Here is a 24832-nt window from a genome sequence, read left to right as displayed (position 1 = left end):
CTCGTGAAAGCTTGCACAAGCGGCCGCCTACGATGGTGCGCGTGCCCAAGCTGACCCGAGCCGAAGTCGCTCAAGCCGTGCGAAACCCGCTCCAGTACATCGCCGAACGCTGGACGCCGTCCCCCCGGACGGTGCGCCGTGCGGCGATGTCGGCCGTCGTGATGGCCGTCGCCATCGTCGTCACCGGCGGCGCGGTGCGGCTGACCGGTTCCGGTCTCGGCTGCCCGACCTGGCCCAAGTGCACCGACGAGAGCCTGACGGCGACAAGTGCCATGGGCTTCCACGGCGTCATCGAGTTCGGCAACCGGATGCTGACGTACGTCCTGTGCGCGGCGGTCGGGTGGGCGATCATCGCCGCCCGGTCCGCGAAGCCGTGGCGGCGCAGCGTCACCCGGCTCGGCTGGGCGCAGTTCTGGGTGGTCATGGGCAACGCCGTCCTCGGCGGCATCGTCGTGCTGGTCGGCCTCAACCCGTACACGGTCGCCGCGCACTTCCTGCTCTCCACCGCGCTCCTCACCCTCGCCCTGCTGACCTGGCAGCGCGTCCGGGAGGGCGACACCCGGCCGCGCCCGCTGGTCGGCAAGGCGGTCTCGCAGCTGACCTGGCTGCTGGTGGTCGCGGCCGGGCTGCTGATCGCGGTCGGCACGGTGGTCACCGGGGCCGGCCGGCACGCCGGTGACTCCAGCGACGTCCACCGCATCCCGATCGACTGGAAGATGATCGCGCAGTTGCACGCCGATCTCGCCTGGGTCGTGGTGGCGCTGACCGTCGCGCTCTGGTTCGTCCTGAAGGCCGTCGACGCGCCCATCGGCCCGCTGCACCGCGCCCGGGACCTCTTCCTGATCCTGATGGCGCAGGGTGTGATCGGTTACGTCCAGTACTTCACGGACACGCCGGAGATCCTGGTCGGGCTGCACATGTTCGGCTCGTGCCTGGTGTGGATCGGTGTGGTGCGCGTCCTGCTGTCGCAGCGCGAGCGGCCGGTGGCCGCCGCCCAGGTGTCCGGCCCGGCCGCCGAGCAGCCGGAGCCCGCGACAGCCTGAGCCGCCGCCGACACACGAACGGCAGAGGTGGCTGTCGTCGAAGCGGGCCGGCGCACCCGCTCACCGGTGTGCCGGTCGCGCGGCGAGAGGCGCACCACGGCGGCAACGGTGGCGGTGTCGTCGCGGAGAGCCGCCTTCAGCTTCGGCGCGCACCTCTCCGGACCGCCGGCGTCGGCGAGGGCGTCGCCGGACGGGCCCGGGGCGGCGCGGCTCCGGCCGGTGCCGGAGCCATGCGCGTCCGGGCCGCCCGCAACGAGGTCCACCGGCCGCCGTGCGCCGGGGCGGCCGTTCTGTTCGGCCAGCTCGGCCCGTTCGGCCCTAGGCCTTGTTGGCCGGGCCGCCGATCTGGATGCCGGCCATCCGCGTCCACTCGTACGGACCGGTGCGCACCTTGGCGGCGAACTCGCCGTCGAAGGACTCGTGCATCGTGATCCCGGACTTCCGCGCGGCGCTCTCGGCGACCGCGTACGACGGGGCGACCAGATCGCCCCAGCCGCCGTCCTCGCCGACCAGGACGATGCGGGTGCCCGTCTGTCCGATGTAGGCGAGCTGCCCCTCGGCACCGCCGTGGGCCTTCGCGAAGGCGCCGATCTGCTTGGCGAGCCGCGCCGCCCTGCGCTCCGCGCGCGCCGCCTGCTTGCCGTCCACCTGCTGGGTCTCAGCCGTCTCTGCCATGGACAGGATGCTACCGACGGGTAGATCAACTGGCGACGGGCGGGGCACGTGGCGTGGGCCACGCACCCCGCCCGCCGGCGGAGGCCGAAGGAGCGGACTACCTCAGGAAGGGGTCCACGGCGACGGCGACGAACAGCAGCGACACATAGGTGATCGACCAGTGGAACAGCCGCATCTCCTTGAGCTTGGCCCCGGCCGCTCCGGCCTTGGCCCGGCTCTGCAGGCCGTGTGCCTCCCAGAGCCAGAAGCCACCGGTGAGCAAGGCCACAACCGTGTAGAACCAGCCGGTGTAGCCCAGCGGGGTCAGCAGCAGCGAGACGATGACCATGACCCAGCTGTAGAGCACGATCTGGCGGGCAACCACCCGATTGGTGGCAACGACCGGAAGCATCGGGACGCCGACTCGCGCGTAGTCGTCCCTCACCTTCATGGAGAGCGGCCAGTAGTGCGGCGGTGTCCAGAAGAAGATGACGGCGAAGAGGATCACCGCGGCCCAGGACATCGAATTCGTCACGGCCGACCAGCCGATGAGGACCGGCATGCAGCCCGCGATACCGCCCCAGACGATGTTCTGCGAGGTGCGGCGCTTCAGCAGCATCGTGTACACGACGACGTAGAAGAGCAGGGCGCCGAGCGACAGCGCCGCCGACAGCCAGTTCACCAGCAGTCCGAACCAGACCGTCGAGATCACCGCGAGGGCGATACCGAAGGCCAGGCACTCGCGCGGGCTCACCATGCCGGTGACCAGCGGTCGCTGCGACGTACGGTCCATCAACGCGTCGATGTCGCGGTCGATGTACATGTTCAGTGCATTGGCACCGCCGGCGGACAGGTAGCCGCCGATGGTGGTAGTGAGCACGAGCCACAGGTCGGGTACACCCTGAGCGGCCAGGAACATCACCGGAACAGTGGTGATCAGCAACAGCTCGATGATCCGAGGCTTGGTCAGTGCCACGAATGCCTTGACACGGGCCCCGAATGGGCGATGGCCCCCTGGGCTCGGAGTCAAGGCGACCCCTGCGGGTCGGGACTCGACGGCCGTCACGCACACCCCTGACAGAGAAATCCCAGCAAGCTCCGGGCGTGAGGGCCCGGTAAAGACTTGCGCGAACCAGTCCACTGTAGACGTTGGGGACATGCCGCTCTTCGCGGGGGTCGCGTCGTGTTGATGTGGCGCGGGGGACCGTTGCGGCACCTGCGTGGAGGGCTTGGCTCATCCGGGTGACACACCGGGAATCCCGGGCACCCGGAGGACTCGCGCAGGGGTGTTCCGGCACGCTCTTCGCAGTGCCTCAGGAGTGGGTCCCCGCGCTCATCGGAGTGGCACATCGGTGAGCCCGCGCGCTCATACGGGAGGCGAATCCGGCGGGCCGCCCGCACCCTGGGATTACCCGGAAATCGCGGGTTGCGACGGGGGTAGGCTCGACAACGCCCGGTGCGGTCACAGCCACCGGTTTACAACAGTGGAGAGGAGCCCTGACTCAGGGTGAGCACCAAGCCGACCACCACAGACCTCCAGTGGACCGAATTGGACCAGCGGGCCGTGGACACTGTCCGCGTTCTCGCCGCGGACGCCGTACAGAAGGTCGGAAACGGCCACCCGGGTACGGCCATGAGCCTGGCTCCCGCCGCGTACACCCTCTTCCAGAAGGTGATGCGGCACGACCCCGCCGATGCGGAGTGGACCGGTCGTGACCGGTTCGTGCTCTCGGTGGGCCACAGCAGCCTGACCCTGTACATCCAGCTCTACCTGGCCGGGTACGGCCTGGAGCTGGAGGACCTCGAAGCCTTCCGCACCTGGGGCTCGAAGACTCCGGGCCACCCGGAGTACGGCCACACCACGGGCGTGGAGACGACCACCGGCCCGCTGGGCCAGGGTGTCGCCAACGCCGTGGGCATGGCCATGGCCTCCCGCTACGAGCGCGGCCTGTTCGACCCCGAGGCGGCCCCCGGCACCTCGCCGTTCGACCACATGATCTGGGCCGTCGCCGGCGACGGCTGCCTCCAGGAGGGCATCTCCGCGGAGGCGTCCTCGCTGGCCGGGCACCAGAAGCTGGGCAACCTGGTCCTCCTGTGGGACGACAACCACATCTCCATCGAGGGCGACACGGAGACCGCGGTCTCCGAGGACACCCTGAAGCGCTACGAGGCCTACGGCTGGCACGTCCAGCGTGTCGCGCAGCTGCCCAGCGGTGACCTGGACCCGGCGGGTCTGTACGAGGCGCTCCAGGCCGCGAAGGCCGAGACCACCCGCCCGTCGTTCATCGCGGCCCGCTCGATCATCGCCTGGCCCGCTCCGAACGCCCAGAACACCGGGGCCGCGCACGGCTCGGCCCTCGGCGCCGACGAGGTCGCCGCGACCAAGAAGGTCCTCGGCTTCGACCCGGAGAAGTCCTTCCAGGTCGCCGACGAGGTCATCGCGCACACCCGTGAGGCGCTGGACCGCGGTCGTGAGACCAAGGCCGAGTGGGAGAAGGCCTTCGCCGCCTGGCGCACCGCGAACCCGCAGCGCGCCGCCGAGTTCGACCGCATCCGCGCGGGCGAGCTGCCCAAGGGCTGGGAGGACAAGCTCCCGGTCTTCGAGACCGGCAAGGGTGTCGCCACCCGCGCCGCCTCCGGCAAGGTGCTCCAGGCGCTGGGCGAGATCGTCCCCGAGCTGTGGGGCGGCTCGGCCGACCTCGCGGGCTCGAACAACACCACGATCGACAAGACGTCGTCGTTCCTGCCGGCGGGCAATCCGCTGCCGGGCGCGGACCCGTACGGGCGCACAATCCACTTCGGCATCCGCGAGCACGCGATGGCCGCCGCCATGAACGGCATCGCGCTGCACGGCAACACCCGCATCTACGGCGGCACCTTCCTGGTGTTCTCCGACTACATGCGCAACGCCGTGCGCCTGTCCGCGCTGATGCACGCGCCGGTGACCTACGTGTGGACGCACGACTCGGTCGGTCTCGGCGAGGACGGCCCGACCCACCAGCCGGTGGAGCACCTGGCCTCGCTGCGCGCCATCCCGGGCCTGAACGTCGTCCGCCCGGCCGACGCCAACGAGACCGCGATCGCCTGGCGCGAGATCCTGCGCCGCTACACCAAGGTGTTCGGCAAGGGCGCCCCGCACGGCCTGGCACTGACCCGTCAGGGCGTGCCGACGTACGAGGCGAACGAGAACGCGGCCAAGGGCGGCTACGTGATCTTCGACGCGGAGACGCCCGACGGGCAGAGCGCGGCGCCCCAGCTCGTCCTCATCGCTACCGGTTCCGAGGTGCAGCTCGCCGTCGGGGCGCGCGAGGAGCTGCAGGCGGCCGGCATCCCGACCCGGGTGGTCTCGATGCCGTGTGTCGAGTGGTTCGAGGAGCAGGACCAGGCGTACAAGGACAGCGTCCTGCCGCCGTCCGTGAAGGCGCGTGTGGCCGTCGAGGCGGGCATCGCGCTGACCTGGTACCGGTACGTCGGGGACGCGGGCCGGATCGTCTCGCTGGAGCACTTCGGCGCCTCGGCCGACGCGAAGGTCCTCTTCCGCGAGTTCGGCTTCACCGCCGAGCACGTTGCCGCCGCCGCGCGGGAATCTCTCGCGGCCGCCGCGCGCTGACGCCGTTATACGACTAGTAGGAGATGCAATTCTCATGACAGACGCACTCAAGCGCCTCTCCGACGAGGGCGTGGCGATCTGGCTCGATGACCTGTCGCGCAAGCGGATCACCTCGGGCAACCTCGCCGAGCTGATCGACCAGCAGCACGTGGTGGGTGTCACCACCAACCCGTCGATCTTCCAGAAGGCGATTTCGCACGGCGACGGTTACGAGCAGCAGCTCACCGACCTCGCCACCCGCAAGGTCACGGTCGACGAGGCCATCCGCATGATCACGACGGCGGACGTCCGTGACGCCGCCGACATCCTGCGTCCGGTCTTCGACAGCACGGACGGCCAGGACGGCCGGGTCTCCATCGAGGTCGACCCGCGTCTGGCGCACCACACGGATGCCACCGTCGCCGAGGCCAAGCAGCTGGCCTGGCTGGTGGACCGGCCGAACACGCTCATCAAGATCCCGGCGACGAAGGCCGGTCTGCCGGCGATCACCGAGGTCATCGGCAAGGGCATCAGCGTCAACGTCACGCTGATCTTCTCGCTGGAGCGTTACCGCGAGGTCATGGACGCCTACCTGGCGGGCCTGGAGAAGGCGAAGGCCACGGGCCTGGACCTCTCCAAGATCTACTCGGTGGCCTCGTTCTTCGTCTCGCGTGTCGACTCCGAGATCGACAAGCGCCTCGACGCGCTCGGCACCGACGAGGCGAAGGCGCTGAAGGGCAAGGCCGCTCTCGCCAACGCCCGGCTCGCCTACCAGGCGTTCGAGGAGGTCTTCTCCTCGGACCGCTGGGCGGCGCTGGACAAGGCGCACGCCAACAAGCAGCGTCCGCTGTGGGCCTCCACCGGTGTGAAGGACCCCGCGTACAAGGACACCCTGTACGTGGACGACCTGGTCGCCCCCGGCACGGTGAACACCATGCCCGAGGCCACCCTGGACGCCACCGCGGACCACGGGCAGATCACCGGCAACACCATCGCCGGCACCTACGAGCAGGCCCGCGCCGAGCTCGATGCCGTCAACGGGCTCGGTGTCTCGTACGACGACGTCGTCCAGCTCCTTGAGGACGAGGGTGTCGAGAAGTTCGAGGCGTCCTGGATCGACCTGCTCAACTCGACAGAGGCGGAACTCAAGCGCCTCGCCCCTTCGGAGGGCTGACCACTTTGTCTGGTGTTCCCGGAGCCAACCCGCTCCGTGACGCCCAGGACCGACGGCTCCCGCGCATCGCGGGGCCGTCGGGCCTGGTCATCTTTGGCGTCACGGGCGATTTGTCCCGTAAAAAGCTGATGCCCGCCGTCTATGACCTGGCCAATCGCGGCCTGCTGCCGCCGGGCTTCTCGCTCATCGGCTTCGCGCGCCGCGAATGGCAGGACGAGGACTTCGCCCAGGAGGTCCACGACGCCGTCAAGCAGCACGCCCGTACTCCGTTCCGTGAAGAGGTCTGGCAGCAGCTCATCCAGGGGATGCGCTTCGTCCAGGGCAACTTCGACGACGACGACGCCTTCGAGACCCTGAAGGCGACCATCCAGGAACTCGACAAGGCACAGGGGACGGGCGGCAACTTCGCCTTCTACCTCTCCGTGCCGCCGAAGTTCTTCCCCAAGGTCGTCCAGCAGCTCAAGAAGCACGGGCTGGCCGACCAGAAGGAGGGTTCCTGGCGGCGTGCCGTCATCGAGAAGCCCTTCGGCCACGACCTGAAGAGCGCGCAGGAGCTCAACCATCTCGTGCACGACGTGTTCCCGCCCAACGAGGTCTTCCGGATCGACCACTACCTGGGCAAGGAGACGGTCCAGAACATCCTGGCGCTGCGGTTCGCCAACACCATGTTCGAGCCGATCTGGAACCGGAGCTACGTCGACCACGTCCAGATCACGATGGCCGAGGACATCGGCATCGGCGGCCGGGCCGGCTACTACGACGGCATCGGCGCCGCCCGGGACGTCATCCAGAACCACCTGCTCCAGCTGCTGGCGCTGACCGCGATGGAGGAGCCCGGCTCCTTCCACCCGAAGGCGCTGGTGGCCGAGAAGCTCAAGGTCCTCACGGCCGTCGAGCTGCCGGACGACCTCGGCAAGCACACCGTGCGCGGCCAGTACGCGCACGCGTGGCAGGGCGGCGAGGAAGTCCTCGGCTACCTGGAGGAGGACGGTATCGACCCCAAGTCGAAGACCGACACCTTCGCCGCGATCAAGCTGACGATCAACAACCGCCGCTGGGCGGGTGTGCCGTTCTATCTCCGTACCGGAAAGCGGCTCGGCCGCCGGGTCACCGAGATCGCGATCGTCTTCAAGCGCGCCCCGTACCTGCCCTTCGAGTCCGGGGCGACCGAGGAGCTGGGCAGCAACGCCCTGGTCATCCGGGTCCAGCCGGACGAGGGCGTGACCGTGCGGTTCGGCTCCAAGGTGCCCGGCACCTCGATGGAGGTCCGGGACGTCACGATGGACTTCGCCTACGGCGAGTCCTTCACCGAGTCCAGCCCGGAGGCGTACGAGCGGCTCATCCTCGATGTGCTGCTCGGCGACGCCAACCTCTTCCCCCGCCACCAGGAGGTCGAACTCTCCTGGGACATCCTCGACCCGATCGAGGAGTACTGGGACAAGCACGGCAAGCCCGCGCAGTACTCGTCGGGCACCTGGGGCCCGGCCGAGGCCGACGAGATGCTCGCACGAGACGGACGGAGCTGGCGCCGGCCATGAAGATCGATCTCACGGAAACCACTTCCAGCAAGATCAACCAGGCGCTCGTGTCGGCCCGTCGTGCCATCGGCACCCCGGCGATCGGCATGGTCCTCACGCTGGTCATCGTCACCGACGAGGAAAACGCCTACGACGCCCTCAAGTCGGCGGGCGACGCCTCGCGCGAGCACCCCTCGCGGATCATCGCGGTGATCAAGCGGGTCAGCCGTTCGCCGCGCAGCCGGCGCGACGCGCGGCTGGACGCCGAGGTCCGGGTCGGCTCCGACGCGGGCACCGGCGAGACCGTGGTGCTGCGGCTCCACGGCGAACTGGTCAACCACGCGCAGTCGGTGGTCCTGCCGCTGCTGCTGCCGGACGCGCCGGTCGTGGTCTGGTGGCCGGAGGCGGCACCCGCCGATCCGGCGAAGGACCCGCTGGGCGCGCTCGCCCAGCGCCGGATCACGGACGCGTACTCGGCGGAGCACCCGAGCGCCGAGCTGGCGGTGCGCGCGAAGTCGTACACCCCCGGCGACACCGATCTGGCCTGGACCCGGATCACGCCGTGGCGCTCGATGCTGGCGGCCGCGCTGGACCAGCAGTCCGTGGACGTGGTCTCGGCATCGGTCGAGGGCGAGTCCGAGAACCCGAGCTGCGAGCTGCTGGCCATGTGGCTCGCGGACCGGCTCCAGGTGCCGGTGGAGCGCACCCTGTCGGGCGGCCCGGGTCTGACGGCCGTCAAGATGGAGACCAAGAACGGCACGATCGTGCTGGACCGGGCCGACGGTTCGCTGGCCACGCTCTCCATGGTGGGGCAGCCGGACCGCGCGGTGGCGCTCAAGCGGCGGGAGACCGCGGAGCTGCTGGCCGAGGAACTGCGCCGGCTCGACCCGGACAACACCTATGCGTCCTCGGTGAAGTTCGGCGTGCAACGGCTCGGGGAGGCAGCCGCGTCCAAGGCCGCCGCTCCCAAGGCCGCCGCGGCCGAGAAGCCGGACGGCGCGTCCGCCGCTCCCGCCGCCAAGAAGACGGCGGCGAAGAAGGCGGCGTCGAAGTGAGCGTCGTCCCCCAGCTCGTCGTGCACCGCGACAAGGAGCTGATGGCGCAGGCCGCCGCGGCCCGGCTGATCACGAAGGTCGTGGACGCCCAGGCCTCACGCGGTCACGCATCGGTCGTGCTCACCGGCGGACGCAACGGCAACGGCCTGCTGGCCGCGCTCGCCGAGGCGCCCGCCCGGGACGCGGTCGACTGGTCGCGGCTCGACCTGTGGTGGGGCGACGAGCGGTTCCTGCCGGAGGGCGATCCGGAGCGCAATGTCACGCAGGCCCGCAAGGCCCTGCTGGACTCGGTGCCGCTGGACCCGTCCCGGGTGCACGCGATGCCCGCGTCGGACGGCCCGCACGGCCGGGACGTCGAGGCCGCCGCGGCCGCGTACGCCGCCGAGCTGGCCGCCGCGGCCGGTCCGGAGGACCACGGTCCGGTGCCGGTGTTCGACGTGCTGATGCTGGGCGTCGGCCCGGACACGCATGTCGCCTCGCTCTTCCCCGAGCTGCCCGCGGTACGGGAGACCGAGCGCACCGTCGTCGGTGTGCACGGGGCCCCCAAGCCGCCGCCCGTCCGGGTCACGCTCACGCTGCCCGCCATCCGGGCGGCCCGCGAGGTGTGGCTGCTCGCGGCGGGCGAGGACAAGGCGGAGGCCGCGGCCATCGCCCTGTCGGGTGCCGGGGAGATCCAGGCCCCTGCGGCGGGTGCGTACGGACGCAGTCGCACGCTGTGGCTGCTGGACGCGGCGGCGGCCTCGCAGCTGCCGCGCGCCCTCTATCCGCCGGCTTCCGCCTGATCGGCCGTCAGTGGCATGACCCGCAGGCCCGGTTCGCTCCTCGGAGCGGCCGGGCCTGCGGCGTGAACGGCTCGCCCCCTGCGCAGCGGGACCGTGGCGGCGGGCGCGTCGGACGTACGGCGCGCAGCGGCCTTCCGGAAGTCGGCGCCCGTCAGCACCGAGCCCGGCCGGCCTGGCTCACTCCCCCGGCGGGACCCGCTCCAGAAAGGGCTCCAGCAGGCCCTGGACGGCCTCGGAGGCGAAGTCCAGCCCCTCGGCCGCGTCCGCGTCGTACACCGTGTAGGCGCCCGCTCCGGCGGCGGTCGTGGCGGTGATGTTCAGCAGCCCGGCCCGCCGCTGGAAGTACGACTGGCGCACCGTCCAGCCGATCACCCCGGCCCGTTCCAGCGCCGCGGTGGAGCGGCGCAGGGCGCCCGAGCGGGTCACCAGGTACGCGCCGCTGAGCGCGTGTCCGAGACCGCGGTAGGCGTCCCGGGCCAGCAGCACCCCGGCGGGCAGTCCCACGACCGCGCAGCCGAGCGCGATCCAGAGCAGGACGGGCGTCAGCAGGGCGCCGAGCAGCGCGAGGACGAGGACCGGGGCGAGGACCGCCCAGAGCGCCCGGCGCAGCCGCCGGCCGCGGGCAGTGGCGGGGTGCGCGGTCAGCGGGGCGCCGGTCGGGGACGTGGTCTCGCGCAGCACGGCGGCGGCGACGGCACCGGCGACCGGCCGGGGCGCGGCGGGCAGCAGGGTGTTGTGGTTGCCGTGCTGCTCCTCGTCGTCCTTGGCCAGTCCGGTGGTGATGGCGTCGACCCGGGCGGCGCCCAGCAGCCGGACGCCGAGCGGCTCGACGAGGTCGACCCCGCGCAGCCTGCGCTCCTCGATGGAGACGGACCGGGAGGTGAGCAGGCCGCGTCGGATGCGCAGGGTGCCGCCGGGTTCGCGTTCGAGGCGGTAGTTCCACCACATCTCGACCCAGAGGCCCAGCGCGCCGACGACCCCGGCGAGCACCCCGGCGACGGCGAGGAGCACGATCACCGAGAGCAGGGAGGTGTCCCGGTAGCGGTCGCCGACCCATTCGATCACCTGGCCCTGCGCCCCGAACCAGTCGCTGACCTGCAGCACGGCCCCGGCCGCCGCGCCGCCGAGCGCGGGTGCGACGAACGAGACCGGCGCGTAGCGGATCCAGTGCGGGTCGAGGGAGACCAGCTCGCCCTCGCGGTGGCTGCCCGAGGTGGCGGTGAGGCCCCGCGCCAGGAGTGCGCGGCGCAGCCGTTCGCCCTCGGCCCGCAGGACCGGGTCGAGCTCCAGGGTGGATTCGCCGCCGGTGTGCTCACCGGTGCCGATCCGGACGGTGACGAGTCCGAGTACGCGCTGGAGCGGATGGGCGGTGAGGTCGACGCTCCGGATGCGTTCGCGGGCCAGGGAGCGCCTCTTGACCAGCAGCAGGCCGGTGTGGAGTTCGACCCGGTCGGCGCCGACGCGGTACCGGGTGCGGCGCCAGCGTACGTAGTCGCCGCCCGCGCCGGAGGCGATCAGCAGGACGGCGCCCGTCAGTACCCAGGCGACGGCGGGGCCGGACCCGAGGCGCCCGGAGAGCCCGAGTGCGGTCGGCACGGCGGCACCGGCCGCCACGCCCGCGGTGACAAGAGCGGCGAGCAGGACCGTGCGCCGGTCGAGCCGCCGCCAGTCGGCGGGAGGCGCGGGCCCGTCAGCGCGCCCCTCGCCCAGCGAGGCTTCGTCCGGGGCAGTGTTCGCCGTGCTCATGTGGCGTCCCCGGGGGTGCCCTGGGTGATCCGGGTCAGCCGCTCGGCGAGCTCGGCAGCCAGCTCGTGGTCGAGGCCCTCGATCCGGACCGCGCCCTTGGCCGAGGCGGTGGTGACGGTGACCGTGGCGAGCCGGCAGAGCTGTTCGAGGGGGCCGCGCACGGTGTCCACGGTCTGGATCCGGGACATCGGCGCGATCCGCCACTCCTGCCACAGCACCCCCGTACGGACGTACACCGCCTCGTCGGTGACCTCCCAGCGATGGGTGCGGAACCACCACAGGGGGAGAAGGACGGCGCAGCCGGCGCCGACGGCCGCCAGGACCGCGGCGCAGAGCAGCAGCCAGAACCGGGCGGACGCGAGGAACACGCCCAGCACGGCCAGGACCACCACCGGACCGGCGGTCAGCAGCAGCCACCGGGTCCGCCACCAGCCGACGACCCGGGGGTCCAGCGTGTTGACCGGTGGCCGCAGCCGGACCGCCCCCTCCCCCGTGGGCATGGGTTCAGCGCCCCCTGCGCTCGCGGTACGCGGCGACGAGCGCGGCGGTCGAGCTGTCCAGCTGCTCGGCGCCCTCGCCCTGGGTCAGCACCGGCTCGATCTTCTTGGCGAGGACCTTGCCGAGTTCGACACCCCACTGGTCGAAGGAGTCGATGTTCCAGATCGCGCCCTGGACGAAGACCTTGTGCTCGTACAGCGCGATCAGCTGGCCGAGCACCGAAGGCGTCAGCCGGTCGGCCAGGATCGTCGTCGTCGGGTGGTTGCCGCGGAACGTCTTGTGCGGCACCAGCTCCTCGGCGACGCCCTCGGCGCGCACCTCCTCCGGTGTCTTGCCGAAGGCCAGCGCCTGGGTCTGGGCGAAGAAGTTGGCCATCAGCAGATCGTGCTGGGCGACCAGGCCGGGCAGCAGACCCTCGACCGGCTCGGCGAAGCCGATGAAGTCGGCCGGGATGACCTTCGTGCCCTGGTGGATCAGCTGGTAGTAGGCGTGCTGCCCGTTGGTGCCGGGAGTGCCCCAGACGACCGGTCCGGTCTGCCAGTCCACCGGATTGCCGTCCCGGTCCACCGACTTGCCGTTGGACTCCATGTCCAGCTGCTGGAGGTACGCGGTGAACTTGGACAGGTAGTGGCTGTAGGGCAGCACGGCGTGCGACTGGGCGTCGAAGAACGCGCCGTACCAGACACCGAGCAGACCCAGCAGCAGCGGGGCGTTCTCCTCGGCCGGGGCGGTGCGGAAGTGCTCGTCGACGAGGTGGAAGCCGTCGAGCATCTCGCGGAACCGGTCCGGGCCGATGGCGATCATCAGCGAGAGGCCGATGGCGGAGTCGTACGAGTAGCGGCCGCCGACCCAGTCCCAGAACTCGAACATGTTCGCGGTGTCGATGCCGAAGTCCGCGACCTTCTCGGCGTTCGTCGACAGCGCCACGAAGTGCTTGGCAACCGCGTCCTGACCGGCTCCCAGTCCGGTCAGCAGCCAGTCGCGGGCAGAGGTGGCGTTGGTGATCGTCTCGATCGTGGTGAAGGTCTTCGACGCGATGACGAAGAGCGTCTCGGCCGGGTCGAGGTCGTGCACGGCCTCGTGGAGATCGGCGCCGTCGACGTTGGAGACGAAGCGGACGGTGAGCGAGCGGTCCGTGAAGGAGCGCAGCGCCTCGTACGCCATCGCGGGGCCGAGGTCGGAGCCGCCGATGCCGATGTTGACGATGCATCTGATCGGCTTGCCGGTGTGCCCGGTCCACTCGCCCGACCTGACGCGCTCCGAGAAGGCGGCCATCTTGTCGAGCACCGCGTGCACCGCGGGCACCACGTTCTCGCCGTCGACCTCGATCACGGCGTCGCGCGGGGCGCGCAGCGCGGTGTGCAGGACGGCGCGGTCCTCGGTGGTGTTGATCTTGTCGCCGCGGAACATCGCGTCCCGCAGCCCGGCGACCCCGGTGGCCCCGGCGAGTTCGCGCAGCAGCCGGAGCGTCTCATCGGTGACCAGCTGCTTGGAGTAGTCGACGTACAGGTCGCCGACCCGCAGCGTGTATCCGGTGCCGCGCTCCGGATCGTCCGCGAACAGCTCGCGCAGATGGGTCGTCCCGAGCTGCTCACGGTGCTTTCCCAGCGCGGTCCATTCCGGCGTCTGGTTGAGCCTGGTTCGACTTTGTGCGTTCATCCCGGACATCAGCCCACTTCTCCTCGTCACCGCAGTTCCCCGCTGCCCCTCCAACCTAATTGATCAGGTGGACGGACGGGACGGCGGCGGGCTGCGGCACGGCGGAAGCATTCCGGCCGGGCACCCTGGGGGTGTCCGGCCGGTGAACAACGTCTAGATCTCGCCGCGGAGTTTCGCGAGGGCCTCGGCGAGAATGGCTTCGCCGTCCTCGTCGCTGCGCCGCTCGCGGACGTACGCGAGGTGCGTCTTGTACGGCTCGGTACGCGGCGGGTCCGGCGGGCTGTCACGGTCCTGGCCGGCCGGGAAACCGCAGCGCGGGCAGTCCCAGGTCTCCGGTACCTGGGCGTCATGGGCGAAGCTCGGCTGCGTCTCGTGCCCGTTCGAGCACCAGAAGGAGATGCGGGCGCGTGGCGCGGACTCGCCGCGCTCGGCCTCCCCCATCGGCCCCGCTCCGACCCGGCTTCCCCGGATCGCGTTGCCACTTGCCACGGTCGTAACTCCCTGCGTGATGGTGCTCGAAGATGCCCCAGTCTACGTAAGGCCCAACGCGCGTCCAGTGATTGGAGTTACACCCTCACAGGAATCGCTTACGACGGGTCAGTTGTCCAGCTTGATGAGCAGACCAAGCACCACAATGCATGCGAACCAGCCCAGACCGACCACGACGGTGATCCGGTCGAGGTTGCGCTCGGCGACCGAGGAGCCACCGACGGACGACTGCATGCCGCCACCGAACATGTCGGAGAGACCGCCGCCCTTTCCCTTGTGCATCAGCACCAGCAGCATCAGCAGCAGGCTGAAGACGATCAGGGCGATCTCGAACGCCAAAATCACGGGCTGGTCCCTACTTTCCGGAATTCCTGGACTGCGTATGCGAACAACGGGGGCCGGGAGGCTGTGCCCTCCTCGGCCCCCGCAAGGGTACGACGGATCCGCGCTACCGCATACTCACTGGTCGCGGAAGCGGACGATCTTGACGAACTCGTCGGTGTCCAGGGCGGCGCCACCGATCAGCGCGCCGTCCACATCGGGCTGCGCCATGATCGCGGCGACGTTGCCGGACTTGACCGAGCCGCCGTACTGGATGCGGACCGCGTCGGCCAGCTCCTGCGAGTACAGCTCGGCGAGGCGGCCGCGGATCGCACCGCAGACCTCCTGCGCGTCGTCGGGGGTGGCGACCTCGCCGGTGCCGATGGCCCAGACCGGCTCGTAGGCGATCACGATGGACTCGGCCTGCTCGGCCGGGACGTCCTTCAGCGCGCCGTCCAGCTGGGCGAGCGTGTAGGCGACCTGCTCGCCGGCCTTGCGGATGTCCAGGCCCTCGCCGACGCAGAGGATCGGGGTCAGGCCGTGCTTGTACGCGGCCTTCACCTTGGCGTTGCAGACCTCGTCGGTCTCGGCGTGGTACTGGCGGCGCTCGCTGTGTCCGACGGCGACATAGGTGCACTTCAGCTTGGCGAGCATCGGGCCGGAGATCTCACCGGTGTACGCGCCGGAGTCGTGCGCCGAGATGTCCTGGGCGCCGTACTTGATCTTCAGCTTGTCGCCGTCGACCAGCGTCTGCACGGAGCGCAGGTCGGTGAAGGGCGGCAGGACGGCGACCTCGACGGCGTCGTAGTCCTTGTCGGCCAGGGCGAAGGAGAGCTTCTGGACGTGTGCGATGGCCTCAAGGTGGTTGAGGTTCATCTTCCAGTTGCCCGCCATCAGCGGGGTGCGGGTGGTCATGAAAGGTCAGTCCTCCAGTGCGGCGAGGCCGGGAAGCGTCTTGCCCTCGAGGTATTCGAGGCTGGCGCCGCCACCGGTCGAGATGTGTCCGAACGCGTTCTCGTCGAAGCCCAGGATGCGGACGGCCGCGGCGGAGTCGCCACCGCCGACCACGCTGAAGCCGGACGAGTCGACGAGGGCCTGGGCGACCGCCCTGGTGCCCTCGGCGAAATCGGGGTGCTCGAAGACTCCCATGGGGCCGTTCCAGAAGACGGTGGCCGCGTCGGCGAGCTTCGATGCGTAGAGCTTGTTGGTCTCCGGACCGTTGTCCAGCCCCATCTGGCCGGCCGGCATGGCGTCGGCGGCGACGGTGGCGGGGTGGGCCGGGGCCTTGGTCTTGAGGTCGGGGAACGCCGGGGCGACCACGACGTCGACGGGGAGCACGAACTCCACGCCCTTCTCCTCGGCGCGCCTGAGGTACTCCAGCACCACCGGGATCTGGTCCTCCTGGAGCAGCGAGCTGCCGACCTCGTGGCCCTGGGCCTTGAGGAAGGTGTACGCCATGCCGCCGCCGATGAGGATGCGGTCGGCCCGCTCCAGGAGGTGGTCGATGACGCCGAGCTTGTCGGAGACCTTGGCGCCGCCGAGCACGACCGCGTAGGGCCGCTGCACGTCGTCGGTGAGCTTCTTCAGGACGCCGACCTCGGTGGCGATCAGGTCGCCCGCGGCGTGCGGCAGCCGGGCCGGAAGGTCGAAGACCGAGGCGTGCTTGCGGTGCACGGCGCCGAAGCCGTCGCCCACGTACACGTCGGCGAGCTCGGCCAGCTGGTCGGCGAACGCGCCGCGCTCGGCGTCGTCCTTCGACGTCTCGCCGGCGTTGAAGCGGAGGTTCTCGATGACGGCGACCTTGCCGTCGGTGAGGGCGGCGACCGTGGCGCGGGCGGACTCGCCGACCGTGTCGGTCGCGAAGGCCACGCCGGTCCCGAGCAGTTCACCGAGCCGGGCGGCCGCGGGAGCCAGCGAGAACGCCGGGTCCGGGGCACCCTTGGGGCGGCCCAGGTGCGAGGCGACGACGACCCGGGCACCGGCCGCAGCCAGCTTCTCCACGGTCGGCTGGACGGCACGGATGCGGCCGTCGTCGGTGATGGTGGTGCCGCTGAGCGGCACGTTGAGGTCGGCGCGGACGAATACGCGCTTGCCGGTGACCCCTTCGGCGAGAAGTTCGTCGATGGTCTTCATCTTCTGGACTCCTTGGAAGGACGAGAGAGCATGCAACGGGGCTCGAACGGCGCTTCGTTGCGCTGTTCGAGCCCCGTGCTCACATCGAGGTGCCTGCCGATTCGAGGGTCAGAGCTGGCTGCCGACGAAGACGGTCAGGTCGACGAGGCGGTTGGAGTAGCCCCACTCGTTGTCGTACCAGCCGATGACCTTCACCTGGTTGCCCTCTGCCATGGTGAGCAGCGAGTCGAAGGTGCAGGAAGCCGGGTCCGAGACGATGTCCGAGGACACGATCGGGTCCTCGGTGTAGACGAGGCGGCCCTTGAGGGAGCCCTCTTCGGCAGCCTTCTGGAAGGCGGCGTTGACCTCGTCGCGGGTGACCTCGCGCTCCAGCGTGATGACCAGGTCGGTGACCGAGCCGGTCGGGACCGGGACGCGCATCGCGATGCCGTCGAGCTTGCCCTTGAGCTGCGGCAGGACCAGGGCGGTGGCCTTGGCGGCACCCGTCGTGGTCGGGATGATGTTCTCCGCGGCGGCGCGGGCGCGACGCAGGTCGGAGTGCGGGAAGTCCAGAATCCGCTGGTCGTTCGTGTACGCGTGGACCGTCGTCATGAGGCCCTTGACGATGCCGAAGTTCTCGTCGAGAACCTTGGCCATCGGCGCGACACAGTTGGTGGTGCAGGAGGCGTTGGAGATGACGTGGTGGTTGGCCGCGTCGTACTTCTCCTCGTTGACGCCCATCACGATCGTGATGTCCTCGTCCTTGGCCGGAGCCGAGATGAGGACCTTCTTGGCGCCGCCCGCGATGTGCTTGGCGGCGTCGGCCTTCTTGGTGAAGATGCCGGTCGACTCGATCACGATGTCGACGCCCAGCTCGCCCCACGGGATGTCCGCCGGGTTGCGCTCGGAGAGCACCTTGATGGTGTGGCCGTCGACGGTGATGCTGTCGGCGGTGTGGCTGACCTCGGCCTTGAGACGACCCAGAATGGTGTCGTACTTCAGCAGGTGAGCCGTGGTCGCAGTGTCACCCAGGTCGTTGACAGCCACGATCTCGATGTCCGCACCCTGCTCCAGCAGCGCGCGGAAGTAGTTACGACCGATGCGGCCAAAGCCGTTGATGCCTACGCGGATCGTCACGAACCGATCTCCTCGTTAGGTACGCCGGTTTTCGACGCCGGCGAGTTGTATGGGATGTCCCCGACCGCCTACGACACTACCCCTCCGAGGCCCTGGGAGTGACATCGAGCAGGGCGGGAAGAACGGCGCAGGCCCGTACTCCTCAGTAGGAGCACGGGCCTCCGGTTGCCCTCCCCCGCCCCCTGCCACGATTACGCAGTGTCAACGCCCCCGGGAACGTGGCGCGTTCCTGCTCCGGCCCGCCGACGGGGCCGGGATCAGCCGACCAGGCCGTCGGCCAGCTCTTCGCTGAGGGTGGACTCCGTGCTCGGGATACCCAGGTCCTGGGCCCGCTTGTCGGCCATCGCCAGCAGCCGGCGGATACGGCCCGCGACGGCGTCCTTGGTCAGCGGCGGATCGGCGAGGGCGCCCAGCTCCTCCAGGGAGGCCTGCTTGTGCTCCATGCGCAGCCGTCCGGCCGCCGCGAGGTGCTCGGGCACCTCCTCGCCCAGGATCTCCAGCGCGCGCCCCACACGGGCACCCGCGGCCACCGCGGCCCTGGCCGAACGGCGCAGGTTCGCGTCGTCGAAGTTGGCGAGGCGGTTGGCGGTGGCGCGGACCTCGCGCCGCATCCGCCGCTCCTCCCAGGCCAGCACCGACTCATGGGCGCCCAGCCGGGTGAGCAGGGCGCCGATCGCGTCGCCGTCGCGGACGACGACCCGGTCCACGCCGCGCACCTCACGGGCCTTCGCCGAGATGGAGAGCCGGCGGGCGGCGCCGACCAGCGCGAGCGCCGCCTCCGGACCCGGGCAGGTCACCTCCAGTGAGGAGGAGCGCCCCGGCTCGGTGAGCGAGCCGTGGGCCAGGAAGGCCCCGCGCCAGGCGGCCTCGGCATCGCAGGTGGCCCCCGAGACCACCTGCGGGGGAAGTCCGCGGATGGGACGGCCGCGGCCGTCCACCAGACCCGTCTGCCGGGCCAGCTGGTCGCCGCCCGCCACCACCCGTACGACGTAGCGGGAGCCGCGCCGCAGCCCGCCGGGGGCCATCACGATCAGCTCCGAGCTGTGCCCGAAGATCTCGAGAATGTCCCGCTTCAGCCGGCGCGCCGCCATCGCGGTGTCCAGCTCCGCCTCGATCACAATCCGGCCGCTCACCAGGTGCAGCCCACCCGCGAACCGAAGAATCGCCGAGACTTCTGCCTTCCTGCAGCAGGTCCGGGTTACGGGAAGCCGAGAGATTTCGTCCTTCACCGCTGGCGTCATCGCCATGGGCCGATCCTTCCATGCATCCGAAAAATACGGTCGTACGCGGCGGCCAACAGCTCCGGATCATGAATCGGAACGCCGTCGGGTGAGGCCACCGGCGCCAGCTCGACCGCGGCACCGAGCCGTTTTGCGGCGTCGGCGAGGGACTCGCGGTCGGGCACGGCGGCCTCGTCGGCCAGCACCACGTCCAAGGCGAGTTTAGGGGCGTGTCGTCCCAAAACCTCCAAATGACGCTGCGGAGAGAACCCATCTGTTTCACCGGGTTGCGGCGCGAGGTTCAGCGAGAGGACCTTTCGGGCCTTCGTCTCGATCAGCGCGTCCAGCAGATCGGGGACGAGCAGATGCGGAATGACCGAGGAGAACCAGGACCCCGGACCGAGTACCACCCAGTCCGCGTCCAGAACCGCGGCGACCGCCTCCGGGACGGCCGGCGGGTCGTGCGGGACGACGTGCACGGACTGGACCTCGCCCGGGGTGAGCGCCACGGTGGCCTGGCCGCGCACCGTGTCCACGTCGTCCGGGCGTTGCGGGTCGTGTCCCCGTACCAGCGCCTGGAGCTCCAGGGGCACGGCGGACATCGGGAGCACCCGGCCGTGCGCCCCGAGGAGCTTGCCGACCAGGTCGAGGGCCTGGACATGGTCGCCGAGCTGCTCCCACAGGGCGACGATCAGCAGATTGCCGACGGCGTGCTCATGCAGATCGCCCTTGGACTGGAAGCGGTGCTGGATGACCTGGGCCCAGGTCTGGCCCCAGTCGTCGTCACCGCACAGGGCGGCCAGCGCCTTGCGCAGATCACCGGGCGGCAGGACGCCCAGCTCCTCGCGGAGCCGGCCGCTGGAGCCGCCGTCGTCGGCGACGGTGACCACGGCGGTCAGATCACCGGTGATCCGCCGCAGCGCGGCCAGCGAGGCGGACAGCCCCATGCCGCCGCCGAGCGCGACGACCTTGGGCTGTGCGCCGCGCTTGCGGCCGGACAGTGCAGAGGTGGCTCTGCGCAGCCGGCGCAGACGCAGGGTGCGACTGGTCACTCGCGCCCCATGTCCCGGTGTACGAGCACCGTCTCGATCCCTTCGCTGGCCAGCCGGGCCGAAAGCTTCTCCGACATGGCCACGGAGCGGTGCTTGCCGCCCGTGCAGCCCACGGCGATGGTCACGTAGCGCTTGCCCTCGCGGCGGTATCCCGCGGCGATGAGCTGGAGCAGCTCCGTGTACTGGTTGAGGAACTCCTTGGCGCCCGGCTGGTCGAAGACGTACGCGGAGACCTCCTCGTTGAGCCCGGTGAAGGGGCGCAGTTCGGGGACCCAGTGCGGGTTGGGCAGGAACCGGCAGTCCACCACCAGGTCGGCGTCGACCGGCAGTCCGTACTTGTAGCCGAAGGACATCACCGTGGCGCGGAGCTCCGGCTCCTCGTCGCCCGCGAACTGGGCGTCCATCTTGGCGCGCAGTTCGTGCACGTTCAGGCTGGAGGTGTCGATCACCAGGTCGGCGTCGCCGCGCAGCTCGCGCAGCAGATCGCGCTCGGCGGCAATGCCGTCGACGATGCGGCCGTCGCCCTGGAGGGGGTGCGGGCGCCGGACCGACTCGAAGCGGCGGACCAGCGCGTCGTCGGAGGACTCCAGGAAGACGATCCGCCTGGTGACGCCCTTGGCCTCCAGGTCCGCGAGGGACTCCCGCAGATTGTCGAAGAAGCGGCGGCCCCGTACGTCGACGACGACGGCGATCCGGGCCACATTGCCCTGGGACCTGGCGCCGAGCTCCACCATGGTGGGGATCAGCGCGGGCGGCAGGTTGTCCACGACGAACCAGCCGAGGTCCTCCAGGCACTTGGCCGCCGTGCTGCGCCCGGCGCCCGACATACCGGAGATGATCACCAGCTCGGGGATGGCAGCCGTGCTGTCGCCCGTCTCGGCCGGGGTGCCCGTACTCACGTGTCCTGCTCCGTCTGCTCGGTCTGTGCGGTCGTGCCCTTGTTCATATTCGCGCTCAGTCATGTCGTACTGCCCCCGTCGTCCTCTTCAATGATCTCTCCTGTGGCCGTGTTCACGGCGGGCGCGGCCGGGGTGGTCGAGGCGAGCGCGACGGCCACTGATTCCGCCGTCGTGCGGCCTATCCCCGGAACCTCGCAGATCTCTTCGATTGTCGCCTGCCTCAGCTTCTTCACGGAGCCGAAATGCTTGATCAGGGCCTGCTTGCGGGTCTCGCCGAGACCGGCGACGGCGTCCAGGGGGCTGGAACGGATGCGCTTGGCCCGTTTGGCGCGCTGGTAGGTGATGGCGAAACGGTGCGCCTCGTCGCGGATGCGCTGCAGGAGGTAGAGGCCCTCGCTGGAGCGGGGCAGGACCACCGGGTCATCGTCATCGGGCAGCCAGACCTCTTCGAGGCGCTTGGCGAGGCCGCAGACGGCGATGTCGTCGATCCCCAGCTCGTCCAGCGCCCGCTTGGCCGCGGCGACCTGGGGCTGCCCGCCGTCGACCACGAGGAGCTGGGGCGGGTAGGCGAACCGCTTGGGCCGGCCGTCGTCCTCACGGGGCTCGGCGGCGGAGTCAGGTGCGGAGCCGGTGGGCGCGGGGCCTGCGGGGCCGGTGGGTGCGGGGCCGGTGGGTGCGGGGCCCGTGGGTGCGGGGCCCGTGGGTGCGGGGGTCTCCTCCCACTCCCCCGTGCGCTCCTTCTCGTGCAGGTAGCGGCGGAAGCGCCGACCGATCACCTCGTGCATCGAGCGGACGTCGTCCTGTCCCTCGAAGCTCTTGATCTGGAAGCGGCGGTACTCCCCCTTGCGGGCCAGGCCGTCCTCGAAGACCACCATCGACGCCACCACGTCGTCGCCCTGGAGGTGGGAGATGTCGAAGCACTCGATGCGCAGCGGTGCCGTGTCCAGGCCGAGCGCCTCGGCGATCTCCTCCAGGGCCCGCGAGCGGGTGGTCAGGTCGGAGGCGCGCTTGGTCTTGTGCAGCCCCAGGGCCTGCTGGGCGTTGCGCTGGACCGTGGTCATCAGGTCCTTCTTGTCGCCGCGCTGCGGGATGCGCAGACTGACCTGGGAGCCCCGGCGATCGGCCAGCCACTGGGAGACCGCGTCCGGGTCCTCGGGGAGGGCCGGGACGAGGACCTCCTTGGGGACGGCGTCCCCGGCCTCCTCGCCGTACAGCTGCCGGAGCGCGTGCTCGACCAGTCCGGAGGTGTCGACGTTCTCCACCTTGTCGGTGACCCAGCCGCGCTGGCCGCGCACCCGGCCGCCCCGGACGTGGAAGATCTGGACCGCGGCCTCCAGCTCGTCCTCGGCGACCGCGATGAGGTCGGCGTCGGTGGCGTCGGCGAGCACGACGGCGCTCTTCTCCATCGCGCGCTTGAGCGCCTCGGCGTCGTCGCGGAGGCGGGCCGCCCGCTCGTACTCCATCTCCTCGGCCGCCGCCATCATGTCCTTCTCCAGGCGGCGGATGTACGCGCCGGTGCGGCCGGCCATGAAGTCGCAGAAGTCGTCCGCGAGTTCGCGGTGCTCCTCGGGCGTCACCCGGCCGACGCAGGGGGCCGAGCACTTGCCGATGTAACCGAGGAGGCAGGGGCGGCCGGTCCTGGCGGCGTTCTTGAAGACACCGGCGGAGCACGTACGGACGGGGAAGACCCGCAGCATCAGATCGACCGTCTCGCGGATCGCCCAGGCGTGGCCGTACGGACCGAAGTAGCGCACGCCCTTCTTCTTGGCCCCGCGCATCACCTGCACGCGCGGGAACTCCTCGTTGAGCGTGACCGCGAGGTACGGATAGCTCTTGTCGTCGCGGTACTTGACGTTGAACCGGGGGTCGTACTCCTTGATCCAGGAGTACTCCAGCTGGAGCGCCTCGACCTCCGTGGAGACGACGGTCCACTCCACGGACGCGGCGGTGGTCACCATCGTGCGCGTACGCGGATGGAGGCCCGCCAGGTCCTGGAAGTAGTTGGCCAGGCGCTGGCGCAGGTTCTTCGCCTTCCCGACGTAGATCACCCGGCGGTGCTCGTCGCGGAATTTGTAGACCCCCGGGGAGTCGGGGATCTGTCCCGGCTTGGGGCGGTAGCTGGAGGGGTCTGCCATGTCTCCCACCCTACTTGCGGGCAGTGACAGCGCGGCGTGCTCGTGGAAGGCGCCGTGCTCCGGAACGCGCGTTGGGGGTACGCGGCCCGGAGCACGGGGTCAGCGGGAGCGGGCGGCCACCGCGGTCAGCCGCGCCGAGGCTTCGCCGGGACGGTCAGCGGGCCCGGCGGCGGTGGCGGCGCAGGGCCGTCGCGCCGCAGAGGCCGAGTACGGCGAGGGCGCCCGCCGCCGCGGCGCCGGAGGCCGCGGTCAGTGCGGTGTCCGCGCCCGTGTGCGCCGCGATGGCCGGCCCGGACCGTCCGGCGCCGGACCCCGGCCGTCCTGCGGCCGGTTCCGCTCCGGCGGGTCCGTAGCCGCCCGCCCGGCCGGAGCGGGCGTATCCGGAGCCGGGGAGCTTGTCCGCGTACGCGGCCCGCACCCGGGTGCGGTAGGCGGCCAGAGTGGTGCCGTCCGCCCCGACCGCGCCCACCGCGTCCCGGTCCAGCGGGAGCACCCGGCTGCCCTTCTGGACGTACCAGGCGTCGATCTGCGGCTCCCGGAACACGGTGCCGCCGGGCAGCTTGCGGGCGCCCGCGGCCGTGTACCGGACCTCGTCGTCGCCGGTGGCGATGTTCACCACCTGCCACCGCCCGTCCTTCCCCGGCTCGGGCAGCGTCCACAGGGACGCCTTCTGCCCGTCCGAGGAGACGGCGGTGCTGGCGAGGTAGTCGAGGTGGGCTACCTCGGCCCCCGGTTCACCGGCGACGAAGTCCGCGGCCAGTGTGCGTACGGGCACGGCAGCGCCCTCGATCCGTGGGGCGGCCGCCGCCCTGGTGACCGCCCCCTCCCGGGCGAAGAACCGGGACAGCGTGTCCAGGGTGGCGGCGCCGGTGGCCGCCTCATGGGCCGCCGCCAGGGCCGCCGGAGTGGCCGCGGGTCCGGTGGCGGCAACCGCCTGCGGGGCGCCGACGGTGAGCAGTGCGGACCCGGCCAGCACGCCGGCCGCGGCGAGGGCCGCGGCGGCGGAGCGCGCGGTACGCGCGGCGGGGTGGGCCGGGGAACCGGTGGAGTTCATGCCGTCACGCCCCGATCCGGTAGAGCGAATGGGTCCAGGAGAACTCGCTGTTGTTCACGTACCAGGCGTGCGAGGCCCAGTTGTAGCGGTTGTTGGAGGGCCAGGGATCGCCCCAGTAGACCCAGCTGTTCGCGTCGTCGTAGCCGTACAGGACGTGCATGTGGCCGCCGCCCGAGGACCACTGGATGCGGGTCTCCACCGGCCTCCCGGCGGAGATCTCGGCCTGCACGGTGGGGTAGCGCAGCCAGCCGGTGACGTACGAACCGGGGCTGATGCCGGCCCAGGACAGACCGTCCTGGACGTTGCCGAGCGAGGCCTGCGAGTTGGGGCACTCATAGCCCTGGGCCCGGCCGAACGCGGCGTTGCAGAACTCGTTCTGGGTGTGGTTCCGGCCGAACCAGGCGGAGACGGTGTTACCCGCGGCGGCCCAGCACCAGTTGGTCTTCTGCTGGGCCTGCATGGTGATGTTCAGCCGCTGGGCCGCGGCGAGGGTGCCGGCGGCGGAGGCTGCGGAGCGGTTCTGGTCCGCCGCGGCGGCGGTCGCCGTCGGTACGGCGAGCAGCAGGGCGGCGAGTACGGCCGTGACGGACAGCCGTCGGGGCCTGACTCTTCGGTTGCGCATGGCGTTCCTCCCGGGGCGGGGGGTGGGGGTTCCAAGGAGCGCGTCCGGACGCTGTCGAGGAGCATCAACCGTTG

General features: G+C 70.8%; 22 protein-coding genes. 6 read left to right on the top strand and 16 right to left on the bottom strand.

Annotated elements, in window-relative coordinates; all coding sequences use genetic code 11:
* Nucleotides 1-32 precede the first annotated feature (32 nt).
* The gene (locus OG322_RS29560; protein ID WP_123469259.1) at nt 33-1043 is read left to right on the top strand and encodes a COX15/CtaA family protein; all 1011 of its coding nucleotides are present in this window, start codon (nt 33-35) and stop codon (nt 1041-1043) included.
* Between the two features lie 318 nt (nt 1044-1361).
* Here the strand turns inward: OG322_RS29560 and OG322_RS29555 are convergent, their stop codons facing one another.
* Nucleotides 1362-1718: a hypothetical protein gene (locus tag OG322_RS29555; RefSeq protein WP_123469261.1), complete on the bottom strand. Its 357-nt coding sequence runs from the start codon at nt 1716-1718 to the stop codon at nt 1362-1364.
* Between the two features lie 97 nt (nt 1719-1815).
* Nucleotides 1816-2769 (bottom strand): heme o synthase, encoded by a 954-nt coding sequence (locus OG322_RS29550; protein ID WP_123469263.1) that lies wholly within the window; start codon nt 2767-2769, stop codon nt 1816-1818.
* Nucleotides 2770-3204: 435 nt separating this feature from the next.
* On the opposite strand from OG322_RS29550, the gene tkt reads away from it, so the two are divergent.
* From tkt to pgl, 5 genes are read left to right on the top strand one after another with little or no spacing between them, the layout of a single operon-like run.
* Entirely contained in the window at nt 3205-5307 is a 2103-nt protein-coding gene (gene tkt, locus OG322_RS29545) for a transketolase (protein WP_123469265.1), read from the top strand.
* 34 nt (nt 5308-5341) lie between these two features.
* Entirely contained in the window at nt 5342-6460 is a 1119-nt protein-coding gene (tal, locus tag OG322_RS29540; protein WP_123469267.1) for a transaldolase, read from the top strand.
* A 5-nt stretch (nt 6461-6465) separates the two neighbouring features.
* Nucleotides 6466-7998, top strand: a complete 1533-nt coding sequence (gene zwf, locus OG322_RS29535) for a glucose-6-phosphate dehydrogenase (RefSeq protein ID WP_123469269.1) — start codon at nt 6466-6468, stop codon at nt 7996-7998.
* On the top strand, nt 7995-9032 hold the full coding sequence (gene opcA, locus OG322_RS29530) for a glucose-6-phosphate dehydrogenase assembly protein OpcA (protein WP_123469271.1): 1038 nt from the start codon (nt 7995-7997) through the stop codon (nt 9030-9032). The genes zwf and opcA overlap by 4 nt, the downstream gene beginning before the upstream one ends.
* On the top strand, nt 9029-9814 hold the full coding sequence (gene pgl, locus OG322_RS29525) for a 6-phosphogluconolactonase (protein ID WP_123469273.1): 786 nt from the start codon (nt 9029-9031) through the stop codon (nt 9812-9814). Before opcA ends, pgl begins: the two co-directional genes overlap by 4 nt.
* A gap of 177 nt (nt 9815-9991) precedes the next feature.
* On the opposite strand, the gene OG322_RS29520 is transcribed toward pgl, so the two are convergent.
* From OG322_RS29520 to OG322_RS29455, 14 genes are all read right to left on the bottom strand, one after another.
* On the bottom strand, nt 9992-11560 hold the full coding sequence (locus tag OG322_RS29520) for a PH domain-containing protein (RefSeq protein WP_123469275.1): 1569 nt from the start codon (nt 11558-11560) through the stop codon (nt 9992-9994).
* Nucleotides 11557-12060 (bottom strand): PH domain-containing protein, encoded by a 504-nt coding sequence (locus tag OG322_RS29515; RefSeq protein ID WP_123469277.1) that lies wholly within the window; start codon nt 12058-12060, stop codon nt 11557-11559. The genes OG322_RS29520 and OG322_RS29515 overlap by 4 nt, the downstream gene beginning before the upstream one ends.
* A gap of 4 nt (nt 12061-12064) precedes the next feature.
* Nucleotides 12065-13717 (bottom strand): glucose-6-phosphate isomerase, encoded by a 1653-nt coding sequence (gene pgi, locus OG322_RS29510; protein WP_123469859.1) that lies wholly within the window; start codon nt 13715-13717, stop codon nt 12065-12067.
* Between the two features lie 153 nt (nt 13718-13870).
* Nucleotides 13871-14206, bottom strand: coding sequence for an RNA polymerase-binding protein RbpA (locus tag OG322_RS29505; RefSeq protein ID WP_078617917.1), 336 nt, complete (start codon nt 14204-14206; stop codon nt 13871-13873).
* A gap of 108 nt (nt 14207-14314) precedes the next feature.
* Nucleotides 14315-14551: a preprotein translocase subunit SecG gene (gene secG, locus OG322_RS29500; protein ID WP_072483071.1), complete on the bottom strand. Its 237-nt coding sequence runs from the start codon at nt 14549-14551 to the stop codon at nt 14315-14317.
* Between the two features lie 114 nt (nt 14552-14665).
* On the bottom strand, nt 14666-15442 hold the full coding sequence (tpiA, locus tag OG322_RS29495; protein WP_123469279.1) for a triose-phosphate isomerase: 777 nt from the start codon (nt 15440-15442) through the stop codon (nt 14666-14668).
* A 6-nt stretch (nt 15443-15448) separates the two neighbouring features.
* The gene (locus tag OG322_RS29490; RefSeq protein WP_123469281.1) at nt 15449-16660 is read right to left on the bottom strand and encodes a phosphoglycerate kinase; all 1212 of its coding nucleotides are present in this window, start codon (nt 16658-16660) and stop codon (nt 15449-15451) included.
* 108 nt (nt 16661-16768) lie between these two features.
* Nucleotides 16769-17776, bottom strand: coding sequence for a type I glyceraldehyde-3-phosphate dehydrogenase (gene gap, locus OG322_RS29485; RefSeq protein WP_123469283.1), 1008 nt, complete (start codon nt 17774-17776; stop codon nt 16769-16771).
* A gap of 257 nt (nt 17777-18033) precedes the next feature.
* The gene (whiA, locus tag OG322_RS29480; RefSeq protein ID WP_123469285.1) at nt 18034-19023 is read right to left on the bottom strand and encodes a DNA-binding protein WhiA; all 990 of its coding nucleotides are present in this window, start codon (nt 19021-19023) and stop codon (nt 18034-18036) included.
* Nucleotides 19014-20048, bottom strand: coding sequence for a gluconeogenesis factor YvcK family protein (locus tag OG322_RS29475; RefSeq protein WP_123469287.1), 1035 nt, complete (start codon nt 20046-20048; stop codon nt 19014-19016). Before OG322_RS29475 ends, whiA begins: the two co-directional genes overlap by 10 nt.
* A complete protein-coding gene (gene rapZ / locus OG322_RS29470) occupies nt 20045-21010 on the bottom strand; it encodes an RNase adapter RapZ (RefSeq protein WP_123469289.1) in 966 nt (321 codons plus the stop codon). Before rapZ ends, OG322_RS29475 begins: the two co-directional genes overlap by 4 nt.
* A complete protein-coding gene (uvrC, locus tag OG322_RS29465) occupies nt 21007-23082 on the bottom strand; it encodes an excinuclease ABC subunit UvrC (protein ID WP_124283797.1) in 2076 nt (691 codons plus the stop codon). Before uvrC ends, rapZ begins: the two co-directional genes overlap by 4 nt.
* A 154-nt stretch (nt 23083-23236) precedes the next feature.
* Nucleotides 23237-24136 (bottom strand): hypothetical protein, encoded by a 900-nt coding sequence (locus OG322_RS29460; protein WP_329307217.1) that lies wholly within the window; start codon nt 24134-24136, stop codon nt 23237-23239.
* 4 nt (nt 24137-24140) lie between these two features.
* On the bottom strand, nt 24141-24758 hold the full coding sequence (locus OG322_RS29455) for a papain-like cysteine protease family protein (RefSeq protein WP_123469295.1): 618 nt from the start codon (nt 24756-24758) through the stop codon (nt 24141-24143).
* Nucleotides 24759-24832: the final 74 nt, after the last annotated feature.

The sequence above is a fragment of the Streptomyces sp. NBC_01260 genome (assembly GCF_036226405.1).
Taxonomy (GTDB): domain Bacteria; phylum Actinomycetota; class Actinomycetes; order Streptomycetales; family Streptomycetaceae; genus Streptomyces; species Streptomyces laculatispora.
Note: the sequence above shows the minus strand (reverse complement) of the source record. Positions and strands in the feature narration are given on the sequence as shown.